This is a genomic window from Aeromicrobium sp. (assembly GCF_036676885.1).
In the GTDB taxonomy this organism is placed as follows: Bacteria; Actinomycetota; Actinomycetes; order Propionibacteriales; family Nocardioidaceae; genus Aeromicrobium.
In genome coordinates this window covers 1-22,570 of record NZ_JAKFCB010000118.1, presented here as the reverse complement: position 1 = coordinate 22,570, position 22,570 = coordinate 1, and the positions used below count along the sequence as shown (strand labels likewise).

At 68.1% G+C, this 22,570-nt stretch carries 26 protein-coding genes and 1 tRNA gene; 21 read left to right on the top strand and 6 right to left on the bottom strand.

Annotation, left to right across the window (positions count from 1 at the left end):
• On the top strand, positions 1-552 hold a 552-nt coding region (locus V6M46_RS06075; RefSeq protein WP_332662882.1), incomplete at its 5' end, for a YceI family protein.
• A 25-nt stretch (positions 553-577) separates the two neighbouring features.
• On the opposite strand, the gene V6M46_RS06070 is transcribed toward V6M46_RS06075, so the two are convergent.
• The gene (locus V6M46_RS06070) at positions 578-1,138 is read right to left on the bottom strand and encodes a 5-formyltetrahydrofolate cyclo-ligase (protein ID WP_332662881.1); all 561 of its coding nucleotides are present in this window, start codon (positions 1,136-1,138) and stop codon (positions 578-580) included.
• Between the two features lie 24 nt (positions 1,139-1,162).
• On the opposite strand from V6M46_RS06070, the gene V6M46_RS06065 reads away from it, so the two are divergent.
• The 9 genes from V6M46_RS06065 (at position 1,163) to V6M46_RS06025 (ending at position 9,337) form a co-directional block, all read left to right on the top strand.
• The gene (locus tag V6M46_RS06065) at positions 1,163-2,533 is read left to right on the top strand and encodes a UTP--glucose-1-phosphate uridylyltransferase (RefSeq protein WP_332662880.1); all 1,371 of its coding nucleotides are present in this window, start codon (positions 1,163-1,165) and stop codon (positions 2,531-2,533) included.
• A 287-nt stretch (positions 2,534-2,820) separates the two neighbouring features.
• The gene (gene glp / locus V6M46_RS06060) at positions 2,821-4,041 is read left to right on the top strand and encodes a molybdotransferase-like divisome protein Glp (RefSeq protein ID WP_332662879.1); all 1,221 of its coding nucleotides are present in this window, start codon (positions 2,821-2,823) and stop codon (positions 4,039-4,041) included.
• A 2-nt stretch (positions 4,042-4,043) separates the two neighbouring features.
• The gene (gene moaC / locus V6M46_RS06055) at positions 4,044-4,532 is read left to right on the top strand and encodes a cyclic pyranopterin monophosphate synthase MoaC (protein ID WP_332662878.1); all 489 of its coding nucleotides are present in this window, start codon (positions 4,044-4,046) and stop codon (positions 4,530-4,532) included.
• Complete coding sequence (locus V6M46_RS06050; protein ID WP_332662877.1) at positions 4,529-5,014, top strand: MogA/MoaB family molybdenum cofactor biosynthesis protein; 486 nt, start codon at positions 4,529-4,531, stop codon at positions 5,012-5,014. The genes moaC and V6M46_RS06050 overlap by 4 nt, the downstream gene beginning before the upstream one ends.
• Positions 5,011-5,604, top strand: a complete 594-nt coding sequence (locus V6M46_RS06045; RefSeq protein WP_332662883.1) for a GNAT family N-acetyltransferase — start codon at positions 5,011-5,013, stop codon at positions 5,602-5,604. Before V6M46_RS06050 ends, V6M46_RS06045 begins: the two co-directional genes overlap by 4 nt.
• Positions 5,605-5,707: 103 nt before the next feature.
• The gene (sepX, locus tag V6M46_RS06040; protein WP_332662876.1) at positions 5,708-6,553 is read left to right on the top strand and encodes a divisome protein SepX/GlpR; all 846 of its coding nucleotides are present in this window, start codon (positions 5,708-5,710) and stop codon (positions 6,551-6,553) included.
• 31 nt (positions 6,554-6,584) lie between these two features.
• Positions 6,585-6,657, top strand: a tRNA-Ala gene (locus tag V6M46_RS06035).
• Positions 6,658-6,886: 229 nt separating this feature from the next.
• Entirely contained in the window at positions 6,887-8,578 is a 1,692-nt protein-coding gene (locus tag V6M46_RS06030) for an MFS transporter (RefSeq protein ID WP_332662875.1), read from the top strand.
• Between the two features lie 45 nt (positions 8,579-8,623).
• The gene (locus V6M46_RS06025; RefSeq protein ID WP_332662874.1) at positions 8,624-9,337 is read left to right on the top strand and encodes a DUF2652 domain-containing protein; all 714 of its coding nucleotides are present in this window, start codon (positions 8,624-8,626) and stop codon (positions 9,335-9,337) included.
• A gap of 6 nt (positions 9,338-9,343) precedes the next feature.
• Here V6M46_RS06025 and V6M46_RS06020 read toward each other — a convergent pair whose 3' ends face one another.
• The gene (locus tag V6M46_RS06020) at positions 9,344-9,643 is read right to left on the bottom strand and encodes a hypothetical protein (RefSeq protein WP_332662873.1); all 300 of its coding nucleotides are present in this window, start codon (positions 9,641-9,643) and stop codon (positions 9,344-9,346) included.
• A gap of 118 nt (positions 9,644-9,761) precedes the next feature.
• A complete protein-coding gene (locus V6M46_RS06015; RefSeq protein ID WP_332662872.1) occupies positions 9,762-10,355 on the bottom strand; it encodes a TetR/AcrR family transcriptional regulator in 594 nt (197 codons plus the stop codon).
• Positions 10,356-10,453: 98 nt separating this feature from the next.
• On the opposite strand from V6M46_RS06015, the gene V6M46_RS06010 reads away from it, so the two are divergent.
• From V6M46_RS06010 to V6M46_RS06000, 3 genes are all read left to right on the top strand, one after another.
• A complete protein-coding gene (locus V6M46_RS06010; RefSeq protein WP_332662871.1) occupies positions 10,454-11,287 on the top strand; it encodes an alpha/beta fold hydrolase in 834 nt (277 codons plus the stop codon).
• 81 nt (positions 11,288-11,368) lie between these two features.
• Positions 11,369-12,340 carry an LLM class flavin-dependent oxidoreductase gene (locus V6M46_RS06005; RefSeq protein WP_332662870.1) on the top strand — a complete coding sequence of 324 codons (972 nt, stop codon included), beginning with the start codon at positions 11,369-11,371 and terminating at the stop codon, positions 12,338-12,340.
• Between the two features lie 125 nt (positions 12,341-12,465).
• Positions 12,466-12,810, top strand: a complete 345-nt coding sequence (locus V6M46_RS06000; protein ID WP_332662869.1) for an MmcQ/YjbR family DNA-binding protein — start codon at positions 12,466-12,468, stop codon at positions 12,808-12,810.
• A 34-nt stretch (positions 12,811-12,844) separates the two neighbouring features.
• Here V6M46_RS06000 and V6M46_RS05995 read toward each other — a convergent pair whose 3' ends face one another.
• The 3 genes from V6M46_RS05995 to V6M46_RS05985 all read right to left on the bottom strand — a co-directional run bounded on the left by V6M46_RS05995 (position 12,845) and on the right by V6M46_RS05985 (position 15,913).
• Positions 12,845-14,158, bottom strand: a complete 1,314-nt coding sequence (locus V6M46_RS05995) for an HNH endonuclease signature motif containing protein (RefSeq protein WP_332662868.1) — start codon at positions 14,156-14,158, stop codon at positions 12,845-12,847.
• Positions 14,159-14,363: 205 nt separating this feature from the next.
• Positions 14,364-15,341: a DUF4349 domain-containing protein gene (locus V6M46_RS05990; protein ID WP_332662867.1), complete on the bottom strand. Its 978-nt coding sequence runs from the start codon at positions 15,339-15,341 to the stop codon at positions 14,364-14,366.
• Positions 15,338-15,913 (bottom strand): RNA polymerase sigma factor, encoded by a 576-nt coding sequence (locus tag V6M46_RS05985; RefSeq protein ID WP_332662866.1) that lies wholly within the window; start codon positions 15,911-15,913, stop codon positions 15,338-15,340. Before V6M46_RS05985 ends, V6M46_RS05990 begins: the two co-directional genes overlap by 4 nt.
• Positions 15,914-16,059: 146 nt before the next feature.
• Here V6M46_RS05985 and V6M46_RS05980 point away from each other — a divergent pair, with 146 nt between their 5' ends.
• The 8 genes from V6M46_RS05980 to V6M46_RS05945 all read left to right on the top strand — a co-directional run bounded on the left by V6M46_RS05980 (position 16,060) and on the right by V6M46_RS05945 (position 22,406).
• Positions 16,060-16,581: a hypothetical protein gene (locus V6M46_RS05980; RefSeq protein WP_332662865.1), complete on the top strand. Its 522-nt coding sequence runs from the start codon at positions 16,060-16,062 to the stop codon at positions 16,579-16,581.
• Positions 16,582-16,675: 94 nt separating this feature from the next.
• Positions 16,676-16,852 carry a Flp family type IVb pilin gene (locus V6M46_RS05975; RefSeq protein WP_332662864.1) on the top strand — a complete coding sequence of 59 codons (177 nt, stop codon included), beginning with the start codon at positions 16,676-16,678 and terminating at the stop codon, positions 16,850-16,852.
• 150 nt (positions 16,853-17,002) lie between these two features.
• Entirely contained in the window at positions 17,003-17,185 is a 183-nt protein-coding gene (locus tag V6M46_RS05970; protein WP_332662863.1) for a Flp family type IVb pilin, read from the top strand.
• Between the two features lie 146 nt (positions 17,186-17,331).
• Complete coding sequence (locus V6M46_RS05965; RefSeq protein ID WP_332662862.1) at positions 17,332-17,703, top strand: TadE/TadG family type IV pilus assembly protein; 372 nt, start codon at positions 17,332-17,334, stop codon at positions 17,701-17,703.
• Entirely contained in the window at positions 17,691-19,028 is a 1,338-nt protein-coding gene (locus tag V6M46_RS05960) for a TadE/TadG family type IV pilus assembly protein (RefSeq protein ID WP_332662861.1), read from the top strand. Before V6M46_RS05965 ends, V6M46_RS05960 begins: the two co-directional genes overlap by 13 nt.
• 39 nt (positions 19,029-19,067) lie before the next feature.
• Positions 19,068-19,766 carry a Flp pilus assembly protein CpaB gene (gene cpaB, locus V6M46_RS05955; RefSeq protein ID WP_332662860.1) on the top strand — a complete coding sequence of 233 codons (699 nt, stop codon included), beginning with the start codon at positions 19,068-19,070 and terminating at the stop codon, positions 19,764-19,766.
• Positions 19,763-20,968, top strand: coding sequence for an AAA family ATPase (locus V6M46_RS05950; protein ID WP_332662859.1), 1,206 nt, complete (start codon positions 19,763-19,765; stop codon positions 20,966-20,968). The genes cpaB and V6M46_RS05950 overlap by 4 nt, the downstream gene beginning before the upstream one ends.
• 25 nt (positions 20,969-20,993) lie before the next feature.
• Positions 20,994-22,406: a CpaF family protein gene (locus V6M46_RS05945; protein ID WP_332662858.1), complete on the top strand. Its 1,413-nt coding sequence runs from the start codon at positions 20,994-20,996 to the stop codon at positions 22,404-22,406.
• Positions 22,407-22,570 lie beyond the last annotated feature (164 nt).

Here is a 22,570-nt window from a genome sequence, read left to right as displayed (position 1 = left end):
GAACAGACCGGACTGCCCGCCGCGGGCACCTGGACGATCGATCCCGGGCACGCCGAGGTCGGCTTCATCGGCCGCCACTTCGGGCTGACCAAGGTCCGCGGACGGTTCACGGGCGTCGAGGGGGTCGTGACGGTGAGGGAGCCCCTGGATCTCTCCGAGGTCCACGTCGTCATCGACATGGCATCGGTGAGCTCGGGCAACCAGACGCGCGACGACCACCTGCGGTCGGAGGACTTCTTCGACGTGGCCAACCACGCCCAGGCGACCTTCCGCTCCACCGGCGTCGTCACGACCGGTGCCGAGGCACGCATGACCGGCGACCTGACGATCAAGGGCGTCACCCGGTCGGTGACCCTGGCCGCGGAGTACCTCGGCCACGCCACCGATCCCTGGGGCGCCGAGCGGGCCGTCTTCAGCGCGGCCGGCACGATCAACCGCGAGGACTGGGGCCTGACGTGGAACATGGCGCTCGAGGCGGGCGGCCTCCTGGTGTCCAAGGAGATCCGCCTCGAGATCGAGGTCGAGCTCGTCCGCTCAGACGGGCAGGCCTAGCGCATGGGGCCGGTGGCGCACGAGCTCAGGGCACGCGGAACAGGCCGTCCGGCGTGACCGCCATCTGCACCGGTACGTCGTGGGGCTCGTGCGGCACCTCGGGCAGCAGCTCGTGCGTGAACACCAGCGCGCACACCGGTACTCGTACGCCCATCAGCGCCCGGTCGTAGTAGCCGGCGCCTCGGCCCAACCGGTGTCCCGCGTGGTCGACCGCGAGGGCCGGGATGAAGACCATGTCGCAGCCGTCGAGCGCCTCCGGACCATGCCGCTCGCCGCCGTGCTCGGGTATGCCCAAGGTGGTCGGGACGATCGCCTCGGCCGGGTCGTACGTCACCCAGTCGAGGGTGTGGTCAGGCAGGCTGAGCGGGATGATCACCTCGACCCCGAGCACCAGCAGCCTGGAGATCAGCGGCCCGGTGCCGGGCTCGGAGGGCATCGAGAGGTAGCAGGCGACCCGTTTCGCGCGAGACACGACGGGGGTGGCGAGGGCATGCATCGCGATCGCCTCGGCCGCCAGTGCTCGCTCCTCGCCGCCCATGGCGCGGCGCCGTGCGAGAAGGTCATGACGCACCTGTGCCTTCGTCACTCTGCTGACGCTAGCGTATGTGCAATGTCCGGTCTGGTGATGGCTCAGCAGCGCATGATGGACGCCGGCGTGCCCCAGCGTGCGATCGACGTCTTCTCCTCCTTCTACGCCAAGCTGGAGCAGGGCGAGAGCGGGATGATCCGCGAGGCGGACGTCGATCCGCTCGAGGGCATCGACCATGCCGGATCGCTCCAGCTGAGCGACGAGGAGTGCCGGGCCGCCGCCGCGGTCACCGCGGTCATCAAGCTCAACGGGGGTCTCGGCACCTCGATGGGCCTCGACCGGGCCAAGACGCTGTTGTCCGTACGCCCGGACCTCACGTTCCTCGACGTCATCGTCGGCCAGGTGCGCCATGTGCGCCAGACCCTCGACGTAAGCCTGCCGCTGCTGTTCATGAACAGCTTCCGCACGCGCGACGACACGCTCGCGGCCCTGGCGAAGTACGACGACCTCGAGGTCGAGGGCCTGCCGATCGACTTCCTGCAGAACCGCGAGCCCAAGCTGCGCGCCGACGACCTGACCCCGGTCGACTGGCCGGCCGACCCGTCCCTCGAGTGGTGCCCGCCGGGCCACGGTGACCTCTACACCGCGCTTGAGGTCTCCGGCATCCTCGACGCCCTGCTCGACGCGGGCTATCACTACGCGACGGTCTCCAACGCCGACAACCTCGGCTCCGCGCCGGACCCCGCGATGATGGGCTGGTTCGCGGCGTCGGGCGCCCCCTACGCGGCGGAGGTCTGCCGGCGTACGCCCGCCGACGTCAAGGGCGGGCACATCGTCGTACGCAAGAGTGACGGCCGGCTCGTGCTGCGCGAGACCGCCCAGGTCGCCCCGGAGGATGCCGCGCAGGCGGATGACCCGCAGCGGCACCGCTACTTCCACTGCAACAACCTGTGGTTCGACCTGCGGGTCATGAAGGCGACGCTCGAGGCTCGTGACGGCATCCTCGGCCTGCCGCTGATCCGCAACGCCAAGACCGTCGACCCCACCGACCCGTCCTCGACCAAGGTCGTGCAGATCGAGTCGGCGATGGGCGCCGCGGTCGAGGTGTTCGAGGGGGCGACCGCGATCGAGGTCGATCGTTCGCGGTTCCTGCCGGTCAAGACCACCAACGACCTGTTGCTGCTGCGGTCCGACGTCTACGGCGTCGGCGAGGACTTCCGCGTACGCGCGCAGGTGAGCACGGCACCGCTGGTCGATCTCGACCGCCGGTTCTACACGACGATCGCCGACTTCGACGCGCGCATCCCGGAGGCTCCGTCGCTGGTCGATGCCCGCTCGTTGACCGTGAAGGGCGACTGGCGCTTCGGCCGCGGGGTGACCGTGCGCGGCGATGTGGCACTCGACGACTCCGGCGCGGCCCAGAGCATCCCGGCGGGCGCCCAGTTAGGCTGACTCGCATGTCACCAGGAGAAACCGACGACGGGCCGGAGCAGAACATGCTTCCGCTCGGCTCGGACACTCCTCCCGCTACGTCTACCCCGCCCGCTGCTCCGACCCCGCCCAGTACGCCGACCCCGCCGGTTGAGCCTGTCGAAACCCCATCCGCCGCTTCGACAAGCCCGACGACCGAGGGGTCGACAAACCAGGCGACGCCGGCCGAGCCGGTCATACCGCCGACCACCTCCGGCCCGTCGTCGCCCACGAGCGCGCGACCGCGTCCGGCGAGCGTCCGCGAGGGCATGCTGACCGTCGAGGACCACCTCGAGAAGATCCTCCGCGGCATCGGGCCGCTCGGAGCATACGAGCAGCCGCTCGTCGAGTCCCTCGGGCTGCCGCTGCACGAGGCATTCGTCAGCCCGTCGGACCTGCCGTTGTTCGACAACTCGGCGATGGACGGCTACGCGATCCGCTCGGAGGACGTGGCCACGGCGAGCCGTGAGCAGCCGGTCGTGCTGCCGGTCGTCGGCGAGATCGCCGCGGGCTCGGGGCGGCCGTTCGCGATCAGCGCCGGCACCGCGGTCAAGATCATGACCGGCGCGCCGATCCCGCGCGGTGCGGACGCCGTCATCCCGTTCGAGAAGACCGACCGCGGCAACGCCCGTGTCGAGATCTACGAGGCGACAGCCCGCGGAGCGTGCATCCGGCCCAAGGGTGATGACATCAGGACCGGCGACACCGTGCTCGCCGAGGGCACGGTGCTCGGACCGCGTGAGATCGGCCTGCTGGCCTCGCTCGGCGCACCGCGGGCCAAGGCCCGGCCGCGTCCCCGCGTCGTCGTGATCTCCACCGGCGACGAGCTGCGCGAACCCGGCACGCACCTCGACTTCGACTCCATCAACGACGGCAACAGCTACATGCTCGCTGCGGCCGTGCGCGACGCCGGCGCGATCTGCTATCGCGTCGGGGCCGTCGAGGACAGCCCGCGGACATTCCGCAAGGTGCTCTCGGAGCAGCTCGTCCGCGCCGACCTCGTCGTGACGAGCGGCGGCATCAGCAAGGGCGAGCACGACGTCGTCAAGGAGACGCTCTCGGCGCTCGGCACGGTCGACTTCGTCGAGGTCGCGATGCAGCCCGGCAAGCCCCAGGGCTTCGGCCGGGTCTTCGACGAGCAGACCCCGATCATCACGTTGCCGGGCAACGCGGTGTCGGCCTACGTCTCGTTCGAGGTCTTCGTGCTGCCCGCGATCCGGCGCATGATGGGCCGTACGCCATACCGGCGGCCGATGGTGCACGCCGTCCTGGCCTCCGACCTGCGATCCACGTCCGGCATCCGCCAGTACATCCGCGGTGTCTTCGAGGTCACGCATCGTGGCGCCAAGGTGACGCCGATCCTCGGCAACGGCTCACACCTCATCGGCTCGCTGGCCAAGGCCAACGCGCTGATCATCGTCGGTGAGGACCAGACCGCGCTCAACATGGGCGACACGGTCCGCACGCTCGTTCTCGATCGGCCGTTCTGACCATGCCCGACCGCCTGACCCACGTCGACGCGTCCGGTGCTGCGCGCATGGTCGACGTCACCGGCAAGGACGTCACCGCGCGCACCGCGACGGCACGGGGACGCGTCGAGGTCAGCGCCGAGGTCGTGGCGCTGCTGCGCGGCGAGGGCGTGCCCAAGGGCGACGCGATCGCCACGGCCCGCATCGCCGGGATCATGGCGACCAAGCGCACGCCCGACCTGATCCCGCTGTGCCACCCGCTCGCGATCGGCGGGGTCGAGGTCGACCTGGCCGTCGAGGACGATGCCGTGGCGATCACCGCGACGGTGCGGACCGCAGATCGTACGGGCGTCGAGATGGAGGCCCTCACCGCGGTGAGCGTCGCCGCCCTGACCGTCGTCGACATGGTCAAGGCCGTCGACAAGCTCGCACGCATCACCGACATCGAGGTCGTCGCCAAGTCCGGCGGCAAGAGCGGCGACTGGACTCGTGCCGCTGCGGGGGAGGCATGAAGGCTGCCGTCGTCGTCGCATCCAACCGGGCGTCGACGGGGGTCTACGAGGACACGACCGGGCCGTTGATCGTCGACGCGCTGAGGGCGTGGGGCTTCGAGGTCGGCGAGCCAGCCGTGGTCGGCGACGGTCCACCCGTGGCCGAGGCGATCACCGCGGCCCTCGCCGACGGCGCGGCGGTCGTGCTGTCGACCGGCGGCACCGGCATCAACCCCACGGACCGCACCCCCGAGGCGACCCGGCCGCTGCTGGATCGCGAGCTGCCCGGGGTGGCAGAGGCGATCCGCGCCCACGGCGTCGCCAAGGGCGTACCGACCGCGATGCTGTCGCGCGGCCTGGCGGGCGTATCCGGCAAGGCCGTCGTGGTCAACCTGCCCGGCTCGCGTGGCGGGGTCAAGGACGGCCTCGAGGTGCTGGCCGACGTCCTGCCGCACGCGGTCGACCAGGTGCTGGGCGGCGACCACCCGGGCGGTGCCTCCTGAGTCCGGGCTGGCCGGTCGTCCTCACGCACGGACGGATCGGCGTACGACCGCTGCGTCGTCGCGATGCCCGTACGTGGTCGCAGCTGCGCGCCGCCAACGCCGAATGGCTCGGGCCGTGGGAGGCGACGCTTCCCCGCGAGGCCGGACCGCCGGCCACGTCGTACGTCGGCATGGTCGGCACGTTGCGCCGCCGTGCGCGCATGGGCCAGGCCATGCCGTTCGTGCTGACCTGGGACGACGAGATGGTCGGCATGCTGACCGTCAACGGCATCACGTGGGGCTCGGCTCGCTGGGCCAACCTCGGCTACTGGGTCGCCCGGAGTCACGCCGGTCGGGCGATCACGCCGACGGCGGTCGCGCTGGTGACGGACCACCTGCTCTGGACGGTCGGCCTGCACCGCATCGAGATCTCCATCCGGCCGGAGAACGCCGCGAGCCTGCGAGTCGTCGAGAAGCTGGGGTTCACCGAGATCGGATTGGCCCCGCGATACCTGCACATTGCGGGGGAGTGGCGCGACCACCGGGTCTTCCAGGTGCTCGCCGAGGACGTGCCCGGCGGCATCATGAAGCGGCTCGACCCGCCTTCCTGAGGCGTCGCCGAGGGCACAGAGTCACACCTGTCCCACAAGTTCTCAGGCGACACACGGCGGGGGGTGCCGGTTAAGGGGACCCGCACCGCCTACCGTTTTGCACGTGGGTTCGAGCAGTGGGTTGATCATCGCGTTTGTCGTGGCCGTGTGGGCCGCGTACTTCGTGCCCCTCATGCTGCGCCGATACGACGAGCACAGCAAGAACGCCTCCGTCGAGACCTCGGGCTCGCAGTCTCGCGTCATCGCCCGCCCCAGCGCCAAGCCCGCGACGATGGCAGCCGAGGCCACGACCCCGGTCGTCGAGCCCGTCATCGCGAAGGTGACGGCACCCGCTGCCCGTACGCTCGACCGTCCCGCGGCACGACTCGCCGCACGCCGCCGTCGTCGCACGCTCCTGACCCTGCTCGCCGCCACGGCCGTCGTCGGTGGCCTCGCCGGCGCCTCGGTCATCGCGCCGTTCTGGGTCGCGGCACCTGTCGCACTCGTCGTCGCCTGGCTCGTGGCGTGCCGCATCCAGGTCCGCAGCGAGCTCGGCCTGACCCGCGTCAAGGCGCCCAAGCGGCCGAAGGCAGAGAAGAAGAAGGCCGAGAAGAAGGCCGAGTGGCCCGCCCGCGACGAGGAGGAGACGATCGTCGTCTCCGGGCACTTCGAGGACATCAACCCGGGCCGCAAGAACCTGATGGAAGACGTCCCGCTCGAGGCGAACGCGCTCGACGACCAGATCGTGATCGCCGTCCCGTCGGTCTCGACGACCGGCGAGGCGCTCTGGGACCCGCTCCCGGTGACCCTGCCGACGTACGTCACGAAGCCCCGGGCCGGCCGCACGGTCCGCACGATCGACTTCGGCCAGGCCGGCGCGTGGACCTCGGGCCACATCGAGGGCGAGGACGTCGAGCTGCCCAAGCGCAGCGACGACACCGGCGACGAACGCCGGGCCGTGGGTCACTGAACCAGCCTGATAAAGTTGCGAGGCAGCACGAGGGGCATTGGCGCAGTTGGTAGCGCGCTTCGTTCGCATCGAAGAGGTCAGGAGTTCGAATCTCCTATGCTCCACAAGAGAAAAGACCCGGTCGCTCTTTGACCGGGTCATTTCTCTTGTATCAGGACTGGTGATTCGAGGAGGAGCGCGCGTACGAGCTCCCGGGGTTCACGAGTACGAGGGCGGGGCTTGTTGCGAGCGCGCGCGACGGAGTCTCCTATGCTCCACAAGAGAAAAGACCCGGTCGCTCTTTGACCGGGTCATTTCCTTTGAGGCCGTACTCCCAGGCCCTAGAGTCTCCGCATGCGGGTTGGAGGGAGCCGACGCAGGCTCGGTGAGGCCGCGTCGGCCTTCACGAGCAACTGGCGCAACCCCAACCTGCGTCGGGCCCAGCTCAGCTTTCTCGGCGCATGGACCGCCGAGTGGGCCTTCACCGTCGCGCTCGGCGTCGTGGCCTACAACGACGGCGGTGCGATCGGGCTCGGCCTCGTGGGGTTGTTGCGCATGGTGCCGTCGGCCCTCCTCGCACCCTTGCTGTCGCCGTACGCCGACCGAGGCCGGCGCGAGCGGGTGCTCGTCGTCGTGTCCACGGTGCGCGGAGTCGCCACGGCCGTCGCCGCGGTGACCGTGGCGCTGGCCGGTCCGGTGATCGTCGTGTACGTGCTCGCGGTGCTGTCGACGATTGCCGCCACTCTCTTTCGACCGGCACATTCCGCGTTGCTGCCGACGCTGTGCCACACCGGGCACGAGCTCGCCAGCGCCAACGTCGTACGGGGAATGCTCGACTCCGTCGCCACCCTGGCGGGTCCACTCCTGGCCGCGGTGCTGCTCGCCGTCACGGATGCCTCCGTGGTGTTCGCGGTCGCCGCAGCCGCCTCGTTCTGGGCGGGGCTGCTCCTGCTGCGGGTCCGGTACGAGGCCTCGCCGCGGCCGGCGTCGCCGCGTCGTCCTGCCTTGATGAGGGAGGCCGTCGAGGGCGTCCGTACGGTGACGCGGAGTCGTGATCTGCAGCTCATCCTGGGTCTGGCGGCAGTGCAGTCAATGACCCGCGGCGCGCTCACGGTGTTCTCCGTGGTGGTCGCCATCGAGCTGGTCGGCACCGGTGAGGCGGGCGTCGGGGCCTTGATGGCGGCTGTCGGTGTCGGGGCGGTCGCGGGATCGCTCGGAGCATCGCTCCTCGTCGGGACGGGCCGCCTGGGCGCGTGGTTCGCGGTCGGGGTCGGCCTGTGGGGACTGCCCATCGCGCTGATCGGCGTCTTCCCTTACGAAGCGGCGGCACTGGGCCTGCTGGCCCTCGTCGGAGTCGGCAACGCGTTGATCGACGTCGCCGGATTCACGCTCATCGGCAGGTTGGCTCCCGACGCGGTCCTGGCCCGCGTCTTCGGGGTCCTGGAGAGTCTCGTCGCGGTCTCCATCGGACTTGGCGCGCTCCTCGCATCGGCCCTGGTCGAGTGGTTCGGAGTCGAGGCGGCACTGGTCTCGATCGGACTGGTGTGCCCGGTCCTCGCAGTGGCGGCGTGGCGCCGACTGCGACGTCTGGACCGGTCCGTCGACGACCTCGATGTCGACGTCGAGCTGCTCCGGAAGGTGCCGATGTTCCGCCCCTTGCCGCTGCCTGCCATCGAGCAGCTGGCCCGCGGGCTCGAGCCGGTCTCGGTGCCGGCGGGCCACGCCGTGGTCACCCAGGGTGAGATCGGCGACCGCTACTACGTCATCGAGTCGGGCGAAGCCGACGTCGTGGGCGACGGTCAGGTCGTGGCGACACTCGGCCCTGGGGAGGGCTTCGGCGAGATCGCGCTGCTGCGCCGTACGCGACGAACGGCCACCGTGCTGGCGAAGAACGCACTTCAGCTGCGGTCCCTCACGTCGGACCGATTCATCTCTGTCGTCCTCGGTTACACGCCCAGCGCCCAGGCGGCGGAGGAGGGAGTGCAGGGCCAGCTCCACCGCTACGCGCCGGAGCCATTGCCTGACGAGCCGCCGGGATCGTCGTAAATTCTGTGGGGCCACTGACCCCAGTCGGGCATAGGATCGCCTGGCATGACGTCCGAGCGTGTCTCGCTGCTGATCGCCGACATCAGTGGCTACACGGAATACATGAGCTCCCATCGCATGACCCTCGCGCACGCGGAGGTCAACACGGCGCGGATGCTCGAGAGCATGATCCAGGCCGCCCCCGGCTTCGATCTCGTCGAGATCGAGGGCGACGCCGCCTTCCTCTCGCGCCGGGTCGGCACGCACGATCCCGAAACCACCCTCACGGAGATCCTGCAGACCTCCGCTGCCATGCACCGGGCGTTCCACCTCGAGCGCGAGTACGTCGCGACCAATCTCTGCCCCTGCGGGGGGTGCCGGGAGGCCGGCAACCTGAAGCTGAAGTTCGTCGCGCACGTCGGCGAGGTGGCCACCCAGACCATTCGCGGTCGGGTCAAGCTCGTGGGGATTGACGTGATCCTGGTTCATCGGCTGCTGAAGAACTCGGTGCCCATTCCCGAGTACGTGCTGCTCACCGAGGAGCTCCGCAACGCCGCCGAGGCGTCGCTGCCCGAACCCGCGCACGAGATCTCGCCCGACCTCGAAGGGATCGGCACCGTTCGTGCGTACTTCGTCGACGTCGCCGACCTCGACGACTCGCCCCCGCCGCGCAAGCCGTCGTGGGGTGCGCGGCTGGGCAACACGTTCGCCGCGGCGGGCAAGGGAATGCCCTACATGCTCGGGCTGAAGCAGCCTCGCCGTTCGCGGTATGTCAGCTGACGCCGTCTACCAACCCACAGAGTCGTTGACGTCGAGCGGACGCCAGAACTCCGCGGTCGGCTGGCTCGTGACGCCAGCCGCGGCCATCATCCCGCCGATCTCCGGGCTCGAATCGAAGAACGCCTTGAACGACTCCTCGTCCGGCCATTCGTCCACGACCAGCACCTCGTTGTCGTTGCCGAAGAAGTGGTGGGAGATCAGCCCGTGTTCCTTGGCTCGCTCGACCAGGGTGTCGAGCATCGCCTGATCGGCCGACTCAATTGCTTTGGGGTCGCCTGTCACGCGCAGCGTCATGAGCACGCTCATGTGCATGCGCCTCCTCTCTCATTGGCGCGGAACCTCCGCATCTTTGATCGTGCGCCCGCTTCACGGGTCGGTCCATAGTCATGACGGGGGAGATGTGGACTCAGCCGCGAACCGCTGTTCAGCCTTTGATGCCGGCGGCATCCATGAGGATCTGGGCAGCGCGGCGGGCGTCGTCGGCGGCCTGGGCCGTGCCGGCGATCGCCGCCGTCGTCTGGGCGCCCTCGGCGAGGATCGCGAGCTGGGGGCCGAGCCACGCGGGCCCTCCGGCCTGCTCGACGAGCTGCGCGACGTACGCCTGGAAGTCGGCCTTGTGGTCGCGGACGATGCCGGCCAGCGACTCGATCGTGCCGCCGAGCTCGCCGAACGAGTTGATGAACCCGCAGCCGCGGAAGTCGTTCTCGCCGAACCACTCGCCGAGGTAGTCGAAGATCGCCAGGAGCTGCTCGCGCGGGCTCGAGGCCGCGGCGACCGCCTCGGAGACGCTGGTCGTCCAGCGCCTGTGCCGACTGCGAAGGACCTCCTCGACGATGATCTCCTTCGATGGGAAGAGCTTGTAGAGCCGCTTGAGCGAGACGCCGGACGCATCGCGCAGGGCATCCATGCCGACGGCCTGGATGCCGCGGAGGTTGTAGAGGCGGTCCGCCGTGGCGATCACGAGGTCGCGGGCCGCCTCGTCGCTCACGGTGCGCGCCTCAGTCTTTGCCTCGCTCATGAGCTCATCCTCCTCAGGGCTTGCGTGGAAAACGTGCGTTCTCTAGTATGAGCGTACCGGAGAACGCGCGTTCTCCGAACCTTCGAGAGGAATCTGACATGGCGTACATCAAAGTCGGCACCGAGAACTCCACCGACATCGAGCTCTACTACGAGGACCACGGCACGGGGCAGCCGGTCGTCCTGATCCACGGCTACCCGCTCGACGGGCACTCGTGGGAGAAGCAGTCCGCAGCGCTCCTCCAGGCGGGCCACCGCGTCATCACGTATGACCGCCGCGGCTTCGGCCAGTCGAGCCAGCCGACGACGGGCTACGACTACGACACGTTCGCCGCCGACCTCAACGTCGTGCTCGAGACGCTCGACCTGCAGGACGTCGTCCTGGTGGGCTTCTCGATGGGCACCGGCGAGGTGGGCCGGTACGTCGGAACGTACGGCACCGCGCGCGTCGCGAAGGTCGCCTTCCTCGCGTCGCTCGAGCCCTTCCTGCTGCAGACCGACGACAACCCGACCGGCGTCCCGGCCGAGGTCTTCGACGGCATCCGCAAGGCCGCCACGGACGACCGCTTCGCGTGGTTCGACTCGTTCTACGAGAACTTCTACAACCTCGACGAGACCCTCGGCAGCCGCATCAGCGAGGCGACCGTCCGGGCGAGCTGGACCGTCGCTGCCGGCTCGTCCTGGTACGCCGCGTCAGCCGTCGTCGACACCTGGCTGACCGACTTCCGCGACGACATCACGAAGGTCGACGTGCCCGCGCTGATCGTGCACGGCACCGCCGACCGCATCCTGCCGATCGACGCGACCGGCCGTGAGTTCACCAAGCGGCTCCCGGCTGCCGAGTACGTCGAGATCGAGGGCGCCCCGCACGGCATGCTGGCGACCCACGCCGACGAGGTCAACGCAGCGCTGCTCGGCTTCCTGTCGCGCTGAGCTGATCGGGGCCGCCACCGCAGTCCGGCGGCGGCCCCGACCCTCGGGAAGCAACAGCGCCCGGCCGGGGTTGACGCAGGTGTGAAGCTCTCGATCCTGGACCGTTCGCGTACGCGGGCGGGTCGACCCGAGGCCGAGGGGCTGACCGGCTCGATCGAGCGCGCGGTCAACGCGGAGCGGCTGGGCTACGAACGTTTCTGGGTCGCCGAGCACCACGCCGTGCCGGGCATCGCGAGCGGCTCGCCGCCGGTGCTGCTCGCCGCGATCGGCGCCCGCACCCATCGCATCCGCCTCGGCTCGGGCGGCGTCATGCTGCCGCACCACCAGCCGCTGGTCGTCGCGGAGCAGTTCCTGATGCTGGAGGCGCTGCATCCCGGGCGGATCGACCTGGGACTCGGCCGGTCGCTCGGGTTCACGGCGCCCGTACGGGAGGCACTGCGCGACCACGGCGCCGACACGTTCGAGGACGACCTGCGCGCCCTTCGGGCATACCTCGACGGCAACGCAGCGGTGACCGCTCGTCCGCAGACGCCGGGCCGGGTGCCGATGTATGCGCTGGCGACCGGGCGGGGGACGGTCATCGCGGCGCGACTCGGGCTGCCGGTCGTCATCGGCGGTCCGATCCTCGCCGAGCCACGCCTGGACGAGGTCCTCACGGCGTACCGGCGGGACTTCCGGCCGAGCCCCGCGGTCGAGCGACCGTACGTCGTGGTGTCGCTCGACGTGACGGTCGCCGACGACGATGCGACGGCCCGCGAGCTGGCGCTGCCCGAGGCGTGGGCGATGGCGCGCTCGCGGCAGACCGGTGAGTTCCCGCCGCTGGAGTCGGTCGCCGACATCCGCCGGCAGGCGTGGACCGCGCAGGTCCACAACCGGGTCGAGGCGTCGCTGGATCGAGCGGTCGCGGGGAGCCCGGAGACCGTACGCAAGGCACTGGAAGAACTCGCCGAGCGGACCGATGCGGACGAGCTCCTCGCGTCGACGTCGACGTACGACCGCGAGGCGCTGTTCGCCTCGGACGAAGCACTGCGGGACCTGGTGACAACTGTCTGACCTCGTGTTCTGCTGGCGTTGGGGGCCGCAGATCCGACCACGAGGTTCGGCATCAACTGGATGGTCAACGCCCTCGGCGAGCACTGACGGGCCGAAGTGTCCTGACTGAGGCGTACGTTCTGGGCATGATCACCGTGGAGGACGTGCGGCGGGTCGCGCTGACGCTGCCGCGGGCGTACGAGGTGCTGGTCCGCGACCGCATCAAGTTCCGCGTCGGCAGCCTGGTCTTCGTCGCGTTCTCCCGTGACGAGACGCTGATGGGCTTCGGCTTCCCACGCGAGGAGCGCGAGCACCTGGTGTCGTCGCGGCCCGACACGTTCCAGCTGCCGTCACCCGGCGACATGCGTTACCAGTGGGTCGTCGCCAAGACGGCGGCGCTCGACGCGGAGGAGATGGAGGAGCTCGTGATCGACGCGTGGCGCATGTGCGTGCCCAAGGGCGTCGCGCGCGAGTTCCTCGGGGAGCTCTGAGGGCTGGGCAGACGGGTGCCCTTGAGCACCTCGTTCAGGGTCGCCAGCGGTGGTTGCGTTTCCAGGCGTCGGATCCGGGCGCACGGTATTCGGGGTGGCCGTCGACGGGTGCCATGCGGATGGCCCAGTCATTGTCATGAATCGTGCGGTGGTGAAACGGGCAGATCAGGACTCCGTCGTCGAGCGTGGTGTCTGAGCCGTCGGCCCATCTCATCCGCCAGTGGTGGGCTTCGCACCACTCCGGCGGCCGGTCGCATTCGGGGAAGGTGCAGCCGCCGTCTCGGTTCTCCAAAGCTTGTCGCTGTGTCTTGGTGAAGAGCCGTTGCTCATGTCCGTGGTCGAGCGGGAGGGACTTTCCATCGAAGACCTGCGGGATCATGCCGAGTCGACAGGCCATCTGGCGGGCCTGCCCGGCGGAGATCCTGGTGCCGGTCGACAAGGTGGCGGGCTTGATGCCGCGCAGGAGCGTCTCGAAGTCGAAGCGGACCATGAGGGTGGCGCCGAGTCCGCCCTTGCCGGGGAGCTTGTCACCGGGCAGGTGGTTGCACAGCTCGGCGAATCCCATGCCGAGACGGTGGCGGTGCTCCAGGTCCTTGTCGTAGTAGGACTCCGCGCCTGGGGTGTGGTCGTGGAGGTGATCGCGTCGCGGTGCGCTGATGGCCTCGATCGCGGCGCGCAGCATGTCCGCCTGCGCCTCGGGGATGCGGAACCCGCCACGGCAGGTGCCGTCGCCGTCGTTCACCATCCAGAACTCCGAGCGCCGCCAGGCGTCCTTCTCCTGGCTTTCCAGGTTGGCGTTCTCGATCTGGTCGACCTCGGGTTCGGGCTTGAACTGATCGGTGATCCGCTTGGATCGGCTGCGCAGGTCCTTCAACGAATAGCGGCCGGCGTCGCCGATCAGGGTGTCCTCGCACGCCTGCTTCTGCTCCGGGGTGGTGTCATCGGGCAGCTCGGCGACTGCCTTGGCGATGATGGCCGCCTGAGCGGGGCCGATCGCACCGCGGGCCAGCGCATCCTCGGTCGCGGGCGCCCGGTCGAGCTCCTTGGCCTGGTTGATCAGTCCGTCGGCCGCGCGACGGTCGCCACCGAATGACCCCGCGAGCATGGCGCCGGTCGACGAGGCACCGGAGGCTTTCGCAAGCCCTGTCTCGTCGAGGGCGCGGGTGACGGCCATGAGCTGCGCCTTGACCCGGGCCTCGACCCGCATCAGCCGCTCTGCCGACTCCCGCAACGTGACGGGTTCCAATCCGGACCACCCATCGATGGGCATACCGTCCAGCGCGCCCTCGATCTGCTCGACCGCACACACCAATGGGTGCGGGAGCGAAGCAACTGGAGCGACGGACACGACAGACCTCAGGACGAAAGGTGGTCGCACGCTTGGCCACTGTCAGATGCGGCGCACCCAAGCTCGGTGCACCACGGGCCGGTCTCAGTCAGATTCGAGTCAGTCGAGGGATTGCTGCGAAGGCTTCACCCTCATGAGTTCCAACCTACCCGAGGGCGGCCTCGTTGTCGAACAGGTGTTCGAATAGTGAGACAGCCTCGGCAGGCTAGTTCCGGCTGCGGCGGCGCGACGCGAGCCAGTAGACGCCGTAGAGCGCGAACGCGATCGCCGCCCACGGCAGCAGCGTGCCGGCGACCTCGACGATGTTGTTGACCGTCGACACCAGGGCGTTCCAGCCGTCAGTGAGCCCGCCCTTGAAGCCGCCGGGCTCCACCGAGTCGGCCTTGGCCTTCTGGGACAGGTCGATCGACAGCGTCGACAGCGAGACCTGGTCGTCGATCTGCTTGCGCTGTGCCTCGAGGCTCTCGAGCTGCTCCTGCCGCTGGGTCAGCGCGGTCTCGGCCTTGATCAGCTCGGCGCTGGTGTCCGAGTTCGCCATGATCCTCTCGAGCCGATCGATTGACAGCCGAAGCGCGTCGATTCGGGCGTCGAGATCCTTGGCCTGCGCCGTCACGTCGTCGTTCCTCAGAGAGACGTTGTCGACCGTGCCGTACGTCTTGAGCTTGTCGATCGTCGCGGTCACCTTGGTGCTCGGCACGCGGACCGTGACGAACGCCGACGCGTCGTCGCCGGAGCCGTGCTCGGTGCGGTTGTCGACCCGGCCGCCGATCGACTCGGCGTACGTGCTGATCTTCTGTGCGACCGCGCGGGGGTCGTCGACTGTCACGTTGATCTCGCCGGTCGTGATGACCTCGCGGTCGGCGTCGGGGGCTGCGGCCTTGTCCTCGCCGCTGGCGCTGTCGGACGCGGCATCGTCGCCTGTGTTGTTCTGCGTCAGCCCGTTGTCCGGCGCGGTTTCCGTCATCGAACTTCTGCCGGCGCTGTCACCGCTGTCACTGCTGCTGACATTGCTGAGCGCGTTGATGCCGACCGAGCCGAGGCCGACGACGAGCACGCTCGCGGCCGCGAGGCCGATCGTGCTGCGGACGCGACGGCCGCGCTTGGCGATGTCCTGGTCGACGGCCTGCATGACCGAGGAGCGCATCGAGGCGACGCGCTCGTCGCTGAGTGTGGGGGTGTTCATGATGTCTCCCTCATCGAACGGAGGTCGGCGCGGAGCCGGGTGCGGAGGCGCGAGATGCGGTTGCGGACCACGGCGTGGCTGACGCCGAGCTCGCGCGCCGCCAGCTCGTACGTGTGATCGCCCGCGACGCACATGTCGTAGAGCCGCCGGTCGGTGGGCGACAGGGCGGCGACCGCCTTGTCGATCTCGCTGCGTACCTGACCGGCGACCACCTCGTCCTCGACCGACGAGCCGTCGGCGAGGTCGGGGGTCAGCTCGCTGCTGCGGGCCCGCACCTTCTGCGAACGTCGTCGGGCGTTGAGTGCCGTGAAGCGGGACGTGAGCAGGAGCCAGGGGAGCACCGACTCGTCGACCACCGAGATCTGCCGGACCTTGGCCCACATCGTGATGAACACGTCCTGGGTGATGTCCTCGGCCTCGCCGGCGTCCCGGACGACCGAGTACGCCTGCCAGTAGACCGGCCGCACGTGCCGGTCGTACAGCTGGCCGAACGCGGTCCGGTCGCCGGCAGCGGCGCGCTCCAGCAGCTCCCGGTCCCCGGTGCCTTCGGCGATGGTCGTCGGTGGTGTCACCCGGCGCTCCGATCTGTGCGGTGTGCGGACGTCTCTATTGACAGATGTCCGGACGAGCCACACCGTCTCATGTTCGGGCGGACTTTTCCGGAAGTCGCTCGAGTCGGTGACCGCCTCGTACGATGGGAGGGCAGGGAGGTGACACCGTGAAGCGAATGCTCGCGGCTCTGGTCGTAGCGGCGACCGCAGTGCTCGGCGTGACCCTGCTGTCATCGGGTTCCGACTCGTCGCCGTCGTCGACGGGGCCGACTGCGCTCGAGACCGCGTCGCTCGACCCGGTCGTCGCGCCGCCGACGCCGCCGAAGGCGAAGTTCGTCCGTACGATCTTCGCGGCCTCCAGCCTCAAGCGCTCGGACCTGATGCTCGACTTCTGCAAAGGCCCGATCGCGGTTTTCGTCGGCGACCACCGGCCGGTGCTGGTCGCCGAGCACGACTACTGCGGCGGCCTGGCCTGGATCCCCAAGCTCGACAAGGGCGACGCGATCAAGCTCTCGGGCGACGGTGTGCAGGACGGCACGTACGTCGTGAAGACGATCGGCCACGCGCCCCGCCGCGAGGCCAAGGTGCGGGACCTGCCGGACACCGACATCGTGCTGCAGACGTGCGTCAGCCAGAACTCCATGGTCCTCGTCGGCATGGACCTGTTCGAGCCGACGCTGCAGTCTTGAGCGTTCTGAGGACGGGTCGGCGCATTCTCTCTGTTTCGGCGCGGTGGAGGCGCGCGTTGTCGTACGGTCCTTCCAGGGAGAAAGCGGGAGTGCGATGAAGGTCTTTGTGCGCCACAAGCATGCCGAGCGCGGAGCGACGGCGGTCGAGTACGCGCTGGTGATCGGGCTGGTGAGCTTGATCATCGTGGGAGCAGCCGTGAATCTCGGCGGCGTGTTCGCGATCTGGGCGGGAGCGCTAGTCGACACGGTCGACGGTTTGCTCAACGGCTAGCCGCGCCCTGTCACTTAACTACATCCTCCGCAATAGTCATTTGGAGCCATAAAGATAGTTCCAAGTTCCACTTCGCATGGAGGATTTTGCCCCTAGATTCTGACCAGGGAGCGTCACCGTCCGGTGGCGGAAAATTTGAGGGAGTAACTCATGTTCAATCACGCAATCGCCTACGTCCTGTCCGTCATCGCCACGGACAAGCGCGAGGAAAAGGGCGCGACCGCCGTCGAGTACGCGCTGGTCATCGGCTTGGTCTCTATCGTCGTCGTCGCAGCCGTCGCGCTGTTCGGCCCCAAGATCACGACCTTCGTCAACGGCGTCAGCTTCACCTGAGCCGCCGCTGACGCCGACCGGCTCTCACCGAGCCGGCGGCAACCTGGATGGGGTGGGCCCCGCATCTGCGGGCCCACCCCGCTCCAGTCCAGGGGTCTATGGGAGTGGACCCCTTCGCAGCACTGCATGGACATGGGTGGGAGCACATGTACGCATCACGGGAACGTGGTGCCGCAGCTGTCGAGTTCGCTCTGATCGTTCCTCTTCTGGTCACCTTCCTCTTCGGAATCGTCGAGGGTGGCACGCGGTATTCGCAGCAGAACGAGGTCAATCACTGGGCATACCTCGTCGCGCGGGACCTGTCGATCGATCCGACGAAGTCGGCGAACAGCATTGTCACGACCCTTAAGGGAAGTGACACGAACTCGTACACCGTCTTGGTGTCGCCCACGGCGCTGTGCACCTCCAGCACGAACAACGAGGTGACCGTGACGATCAGCTCGCCGCGCACGTCGCCGAGCGGGATCTTCGGCGGCTACACGATCAAAGGCAAGGGCGTGGCCCGATGCGAGAACTGACCCGACGTCTCAATCACCCCCGCGATGAGCGAGGGGTCGCTGCGACCTTCTTCGGTCTCGCGATCGTGGTACTGATCGCCGGGCTCGGTCTGAGCGTCGATGTAGGAAATGTCGCCTACCAGCGCAACAATGCCCAACACGCCGCCGACTCGGCCGCCCGACAGCTGGCCAGGACCTGCGCGCAGAGCCCATCGAGCACTGAGTGTGTCGCGCTGCAACCGACCGCGACGAGCATCGCCGCCAAGTCGTTTGACGGGGGAGAGGTTACCGCTTCGTGGACCGCGGCCACCGGCCGCGTGACGGTGACGGTCGACAAGGACATCGACACCCCCTTGTTGGGAGTCATCGGCATCGCAAGCAAACACGTACGAGCGAAGGCTGTCGCCTCGGCACAAGCCGGGCATCCCACCAGCGGGCTCCTGGCGTTGCCCCTCGGGGTGTCCTACTGCACGTGGAAGAACAACGCGACGTTCGCCGGCACGCCGAACGAGTCCTCCCACAAGACGTCGATCCGGACGGACACCCTCCAGAGTCTTCGCACGATGCTGTCGCCGATCGACACGTCCACGCTGCGGACCCTGCTCGACATCGACGGATTCCAGGACTATCTCGACACCACGGCCGTCGACAAGTGCGCGGAGGAGGACGGCAGCCAGATCGGCACGTTCAAGGGGGCCGTGTGGCTCACGGGCGAGACCGTTGTGACCAACATCGTCAAGGGACTCTTCAACTGGGACGCCGCGAAGTGCGAGCTGAAGGTCGACGACGAGCTGAGCAGCTTCCTGGGTGGTCTGCAGGGCGCGGCGCTGCTGCCCCAGGGGTGCTCGCAGCACTTCGGCACCGGCAAATCGGTCGACAAGGGCAAGACCATCCTGATCCCGGTGTTCAAGCCCTACTCGACCTTGCAGGACGAGTACGGCCTCAAGCTCGCGACGGCGTGCGCGAGCCTTCTCGGTGGCTCGCACTCGTGCGTCGAGGTGCCGCCCAAGCTGGGTATCGAGATCGTCGGCTTCGCACCCTTCGTGGTCACCGGCTGGAAGTACCCGGGCAACCCCGCGAATGTCGACGGAAGCGTGTCGTGCGCGGACATCCCCCTGACCTACAACCTCAAGAGTGCGCTGCTCAACTCGCTGACCCTGGTCGAGCTCATCGCCAATCTCGGCCTGAGCGTCGTCAATGGAGTCCTGGGCCAGGACCTGACCGCATCGATCAGCTGCAACGGCCTGCAGGGCTACTTCACCAAGACCTTCACCAAGGACCCGAACTTCGAGTACGAGACGGGCGAGGACGAGTTCGGAGCTCATTACGTCTCGCTCGTCGAGTAGACGCCATCCACCATCCATCGATTAAGGGAAACGATCGATATGAACAAGAGAGTCATCGCCGCAGTCGCTGCGGGTGCGCTCGCCCTGCTGGGCGTGCTCGTGCTCGTGGTGTGGGCGCAAGGCGCCAATGATCGCGCGTTCGAGGGGGCGAAGCTCGTCTCCGTCATCAGGATCACCAAGGACGTCAGCCAGGGTGCCAGCCTCGACGACCTGGCCGGCAGCACCGAGATCGTCAAGCTTCCGGCCGAATCCGTACCGGACGGTGCCGTCACGGACCTTGATCAGATCACCGGGCTTGCGACGAATGCGAGCCTGCAGTCGGGTGAGGTCCTGCTGAAGTCCCGCATGGCGGTGCCTGGGGAGCGCAAGGGCAAGACCGATGTGCCGAAGGGGTTCCAGGAGATCTCGATCGCCCTCGACCCCGAGCACTCTGTGGCAGGTGCGGTCGAAGCCGGAGACCGCGTCGGCGTGGTCGTCACGTTCGAGCCCAAGGACAGCGACAAACCCCAGATCACGGATTTCGTCCTCAACCAGGTCCTCGTCACGAAGGCCAAGACCGCCGTCGTGGGCGAAAAGGGTGAGATCAGCGGAACGATGATCACTCTCGCGGTCAACACCCTGGACGCGGAACGCGTCGTGCACGCGCAGAAGTGGGGCACCGTGTGGCTGACGCTCCAGAACTCCGACACCGACCCCTCCGGCTCGAAGCCCATCACGGCCCAGGAGGTCATCGAATGACTCGCGCGCTGATCCTTGCCGGCACCGGCGACTTCATCGCTCGTGTCAACGTCCTGCCCGGTACGCAAGTCGTCTCGCTCACCCGGGAGACGATCGAGAGTGAGCGGTTCGACCTGATCCGAAGCCTCGACCCGCAGTCGCTGCCGGACATCATCTTCGTCGGAGCCGCGCTGCCGATCGAGACCGCGTTGACGATCGGCCGGAAGATCGACGAGACCTACCCGCTGATCGACATGGTGCTGATCGACGAGGTCCCCGTAGACATCGTGGTCGAAGCCATGCGCTCGGGATTCCGCGACGTGCTGCCCGCCGACATGGTGGACGATCGGCTCCGTGAGGTGCTCCGACGAGCGGAACTGCATCGACTCAAGGCCGAGCCGCAGGTGGCCGTTACCGGCGCGAAGCCGATAGCACAGATCCAGCCGCCTGAGGAAAGCCGCACCATCACGGTCATCTCGCCCAAGGGCGGTGTCGGCAAGACCAGTATCGCAACGAACATGGCGATCGGGCTGGCCGAGGACCATCCGTCGGAGGTCGTGCTCGTCGACCTGGACCTGCAGTTCGGTGACGTCGCGTCGACGCTCGACCTGACGCCGGCGCACACGATCGAGGAAGCCCTCTCGCCAGCAGCCGCGGCTGACAACCTCATCGTCAAGACGATGCTGACGGTCCACTCGGCCGGGTTCCATGTGCTCTGCGGCGCCGAGTCGCCGGCCGCCAACGACGAGGTGACCGGCGCACAGATCATCCGGCTGATCCATCAGCTGTCGACGCAGTTCCGCTTCGTCATCATCGACACCGCAGGCGGTCTGCCGGAGCCGACCCTCGCGGCCCTCGAGGTCACGGACGACGTCGTCCTGGTCTCGACGATGGATGTCGCCTGCGTTCGTGGCGTGCGGAAAGCCGTCGAAATGCTTGCTCAGATCGGATTGCTGCCAGCGTCGCGGGTGCTGACACTCAATCTGGCGAGCAATCAATCCGGCATGAAGGTCAAGGACGTCGAGGCCGCAACCGGCCTGCCCGTCGACATCGTGATCGCAAGGTCGAATGACGTCCAGCTGGCCGCAAACCACGGGGTGCCACTCATGTTGAACAAGAAGAAGGGCGGAGCGTTCGTCAAGTCCATCCGCTCCCTGATCAACCACCTGGAAAACACGGGGGCCGCGAACAAGCGAACCCACAAACGGCTGGACGTGGCATGAGCCGGCCGACCGGAGGTGAGCCCACATGAGTCTCAGCGACCGCCTGGCGACGGCGCGTGATCGATCGCTCCTGCAGGCGCACGCTGACCTGCCGGCGGGCGTTCCCGAAGCACTGCCGCACTATGAGAAGGCCGAGGACACCCCACCGGGTCTGGTCGTCACGGACGCGCTGGCCGTGGTCAAGGCGCGGGCCGTCGAGGAGCTGTTCAGGCGGCTCGGCAGCCGCATCAACGATCCGTCGCTGACCGAGGCGCAGCTGCACGAGTTCGTCCGCGAGGAGCTGTCCGCGATCATCGAGGACGAGCACCTGTTGCTGACGGTCGACGAGCGAGCGCGGTTCATCCAGGACATCGAGGACGACGCTCTCGGACTTGGCCCGCTGCAGCGCGTGCTCGAAGACCCGAGCGTCACCGAGATCATGGTCAACGGCCACGACACGATCTATGTCGAGCGCAACGGCAAGATCACGCGGAGCCCCCTCCGCTTTGCTTCTGAGCAGCACCTGCGTCGCGCGATCGAGCGCATCGTCGGCCGTGTCGGACGACGCATCGATGAGTCATCGCCGATGGTCGATGCCCGCCTGCAGGACGGGTCGCGGGTCAACGCAGTCGTCCCGCCGCTGGCCGTGCGCGGCTCATCACTCACGATCCGCAAGTTCTCTGAGACACCGTTCACGGTCGACAACCTCATCGAGTTCGGGTCCATGACGCCGCAGATTGCGGCGTTGCTCCGAGCTGCAGTCGAGGCACGACTCAACATCCTCGTCAGTGGTGGCACGGGTACCGGCAAGACGACGCTGCTGAACGTCTTGTCGAGCTTCATTCCCGACGGCGAACGCATCGTGACGATCGAGGACGCGATGGAGCTCAAGCTCCAGCAAGACCACGTGGTCCAGCTCGAGGCAAGGCCGCCCAACATCGAGGGTTCGGGAGAGATCACGATCCGTGACCTCGTCCGGAACTCGTTGCGCATGAGACCAGACCGCATTGTCGTCGGCGAGTGCCGCAGCGGTGAGGCCCTCGACATGCTGCAGGCGATGAACACCGGCCACGACGGTTCCCTGAGCACGCTGCACGCGAATGCCCCCCGCGACTGCATCGCGCGCCTCGAGACCCTCGTGCTCATGGCTGGCATGGACCTTCCCCTCCGGGCCATCCGTGAGCAGGTGGCTTCTGCAGTCGACCTGATCGTGCAGATCCAGCGGCTCCGCGACGGCACTCGTCGCATCACGCACGTCACCGAGGTGCTGGGCATGGAGGGCGACGTCGTGGTGCTGCAGGACGCCTTCCTGTTCGATTTCTCCGCGGGCACTGACGCGCAGGGCAAGTTCCTCGGCGTGCAGAAGCCAACCGGCGTACGGCCGCGTTTCACGGATCGGTTCGAGGAGTACGGGGTCGACTTCGACATCTCGAACTTCAACCTGACGGGGACCGTCTGATGAGTCTCGTGATTGTGGGTGTCCTGCTGGTTGCAGCGGCAGTCGGCTTGTTCGCGCAAGCGTTGTTCGCCGATCCCGTGCCGCGGGTGTCGAAGAGCCGACGTCTTGGCACGAGCGTGCCGACCGAGCCGCTGTTGCGGTTGACCTACCGGGCGATCGTCACG

Excerpts from the sequence above, each read along its gene's own strand:
- V6M46_RS06065 (WP_332662880.1), top strand. The coding sequence starts at position 1,163 with ATGTCCGGTCTGGTGATGGCTCAGCAGCGCATGATGGACGCCGGCGTG.
- glp (WP_332662879.1), top strand. The coding sequence starts at position 2,821 with ATGCTGACCGTCGAGGACCACCTCGAGAAGATCCTCCGCGGCATCGGG.
- moaC (WP_332662878.1), top strand. The coding sequence starts at position 4,044 with ATGCCCGACCGCCTGACCCACGTCGACGCGTCCGGTGCTGCGCGCATG.
- V6M46_RS06050 (WP_332662877.1), top strand. The coding sequence starts at position 4,529 with ATGAAGGCTGCCGTCGTCGTCGCATCCAACCGGGCGTCGACGGGGGTC.
- V6M46_RS06030 (WP_332662875.1), top strand. The coding sequence starts at position 6,887 with ATGCGGGTTGGAGGGAGCCGACGCAGGCTCGGTGAGGCCGCGTCGGCC.
- V6M46_RS06025 (WP_332662874.1), top strand. The coding sequence starts at position 8,624 with ATGACGTCCGAGCGTGTCTCGCTGCTGATCGCCGACATCAGTGGCTAC.
- V6M46_RS06020 (WP_332662873.1), bottom strand. The coding sequence starts at position 9,643 with ATGAGCGTGCTCATGACGCTGCGCGTGACAGGCGACCCCAAAGCAATT.
- V6M46_RS06015 (WP_332662872.1), bottom strand. The coding sequence starts at position 10,355 with ATGAGCGAGGCAAAGACTGAGGCGCGCACCGTGAGCGACGAGGCGGCC.
- V6M46_RS06010 (WP_332662871.1), top strand. The coding sequence starts at position 10,454 with ATGGCGTACATCAAAGTCGGCACCGAGAACTCCACCGACATCGAGCTC.
- V6M46_RS06000 (WP_332662869.1), top strand. The coding sequence starts at position 12,466 with ATGATCACCGTGGAGGACGTGCGGCGGGTCGCGCTGACGCTGCCGCGG.
- V6M46_RS05990 (WP_332662867.1), bottom strand. The coding sequence starts at position 15,341 with ATGAACACCCCCACACTCAGCGACGAGCGCGTCGCCTCGATGCGCTCC.
- V6M46_RS05975 (WP_332662864.1), top strand. The coding sequence starts at position 16,676 with ATGAAGGTCTTTGTGCGCCACAAGCATGCCGAGCGCGGAGCGACGGCG.
- V6M46_RS05970 (WP_332662863.1), top strand. The coding sequence starts at position 17,003 with ATGTTCAATCACGCAATCGCCTACGTCCTGTCCGTCATCGCCACGGAC.
- V6M46_RS05965 (WP_332662862.1), top strand. The coding sequence starts at position 17,332 with ATGTACGCATCACGGGAACGTGGTGCCGCAGCTGTCGAGTTCGCTCTG.
- V6M46_RS05960 (WP_332662861.1), top strand. The coding sequence starts at position 17,691 with ATGCGAGAACTGACCCGACGTCTCAATCACCCCCGCGATGAGCGAGGG.
- cpaB (WP_332662860.1), top strand. The coding sequence starts at position 19,068 with ATGAACAAGAGAGTCATCGCCGCAGTCGCTGCGGGTGCGCTCGCCCTG.
- V6M46_RS05950 (WP_332662859.1), top strand. The coding sequence starts at position 19,763 with ATGACTCGCGCGCTGATCCTTGCCGGCACCGGCGACTTCATCGCTCGT.
- V6M46_RS05945 (WP_332662858.1), top strand. The coding sequence starts at position 20,994 with ATGAGTCTCAGCGACCGCCTGGCGACGGCGCGTGATCGATCGCTCCTG.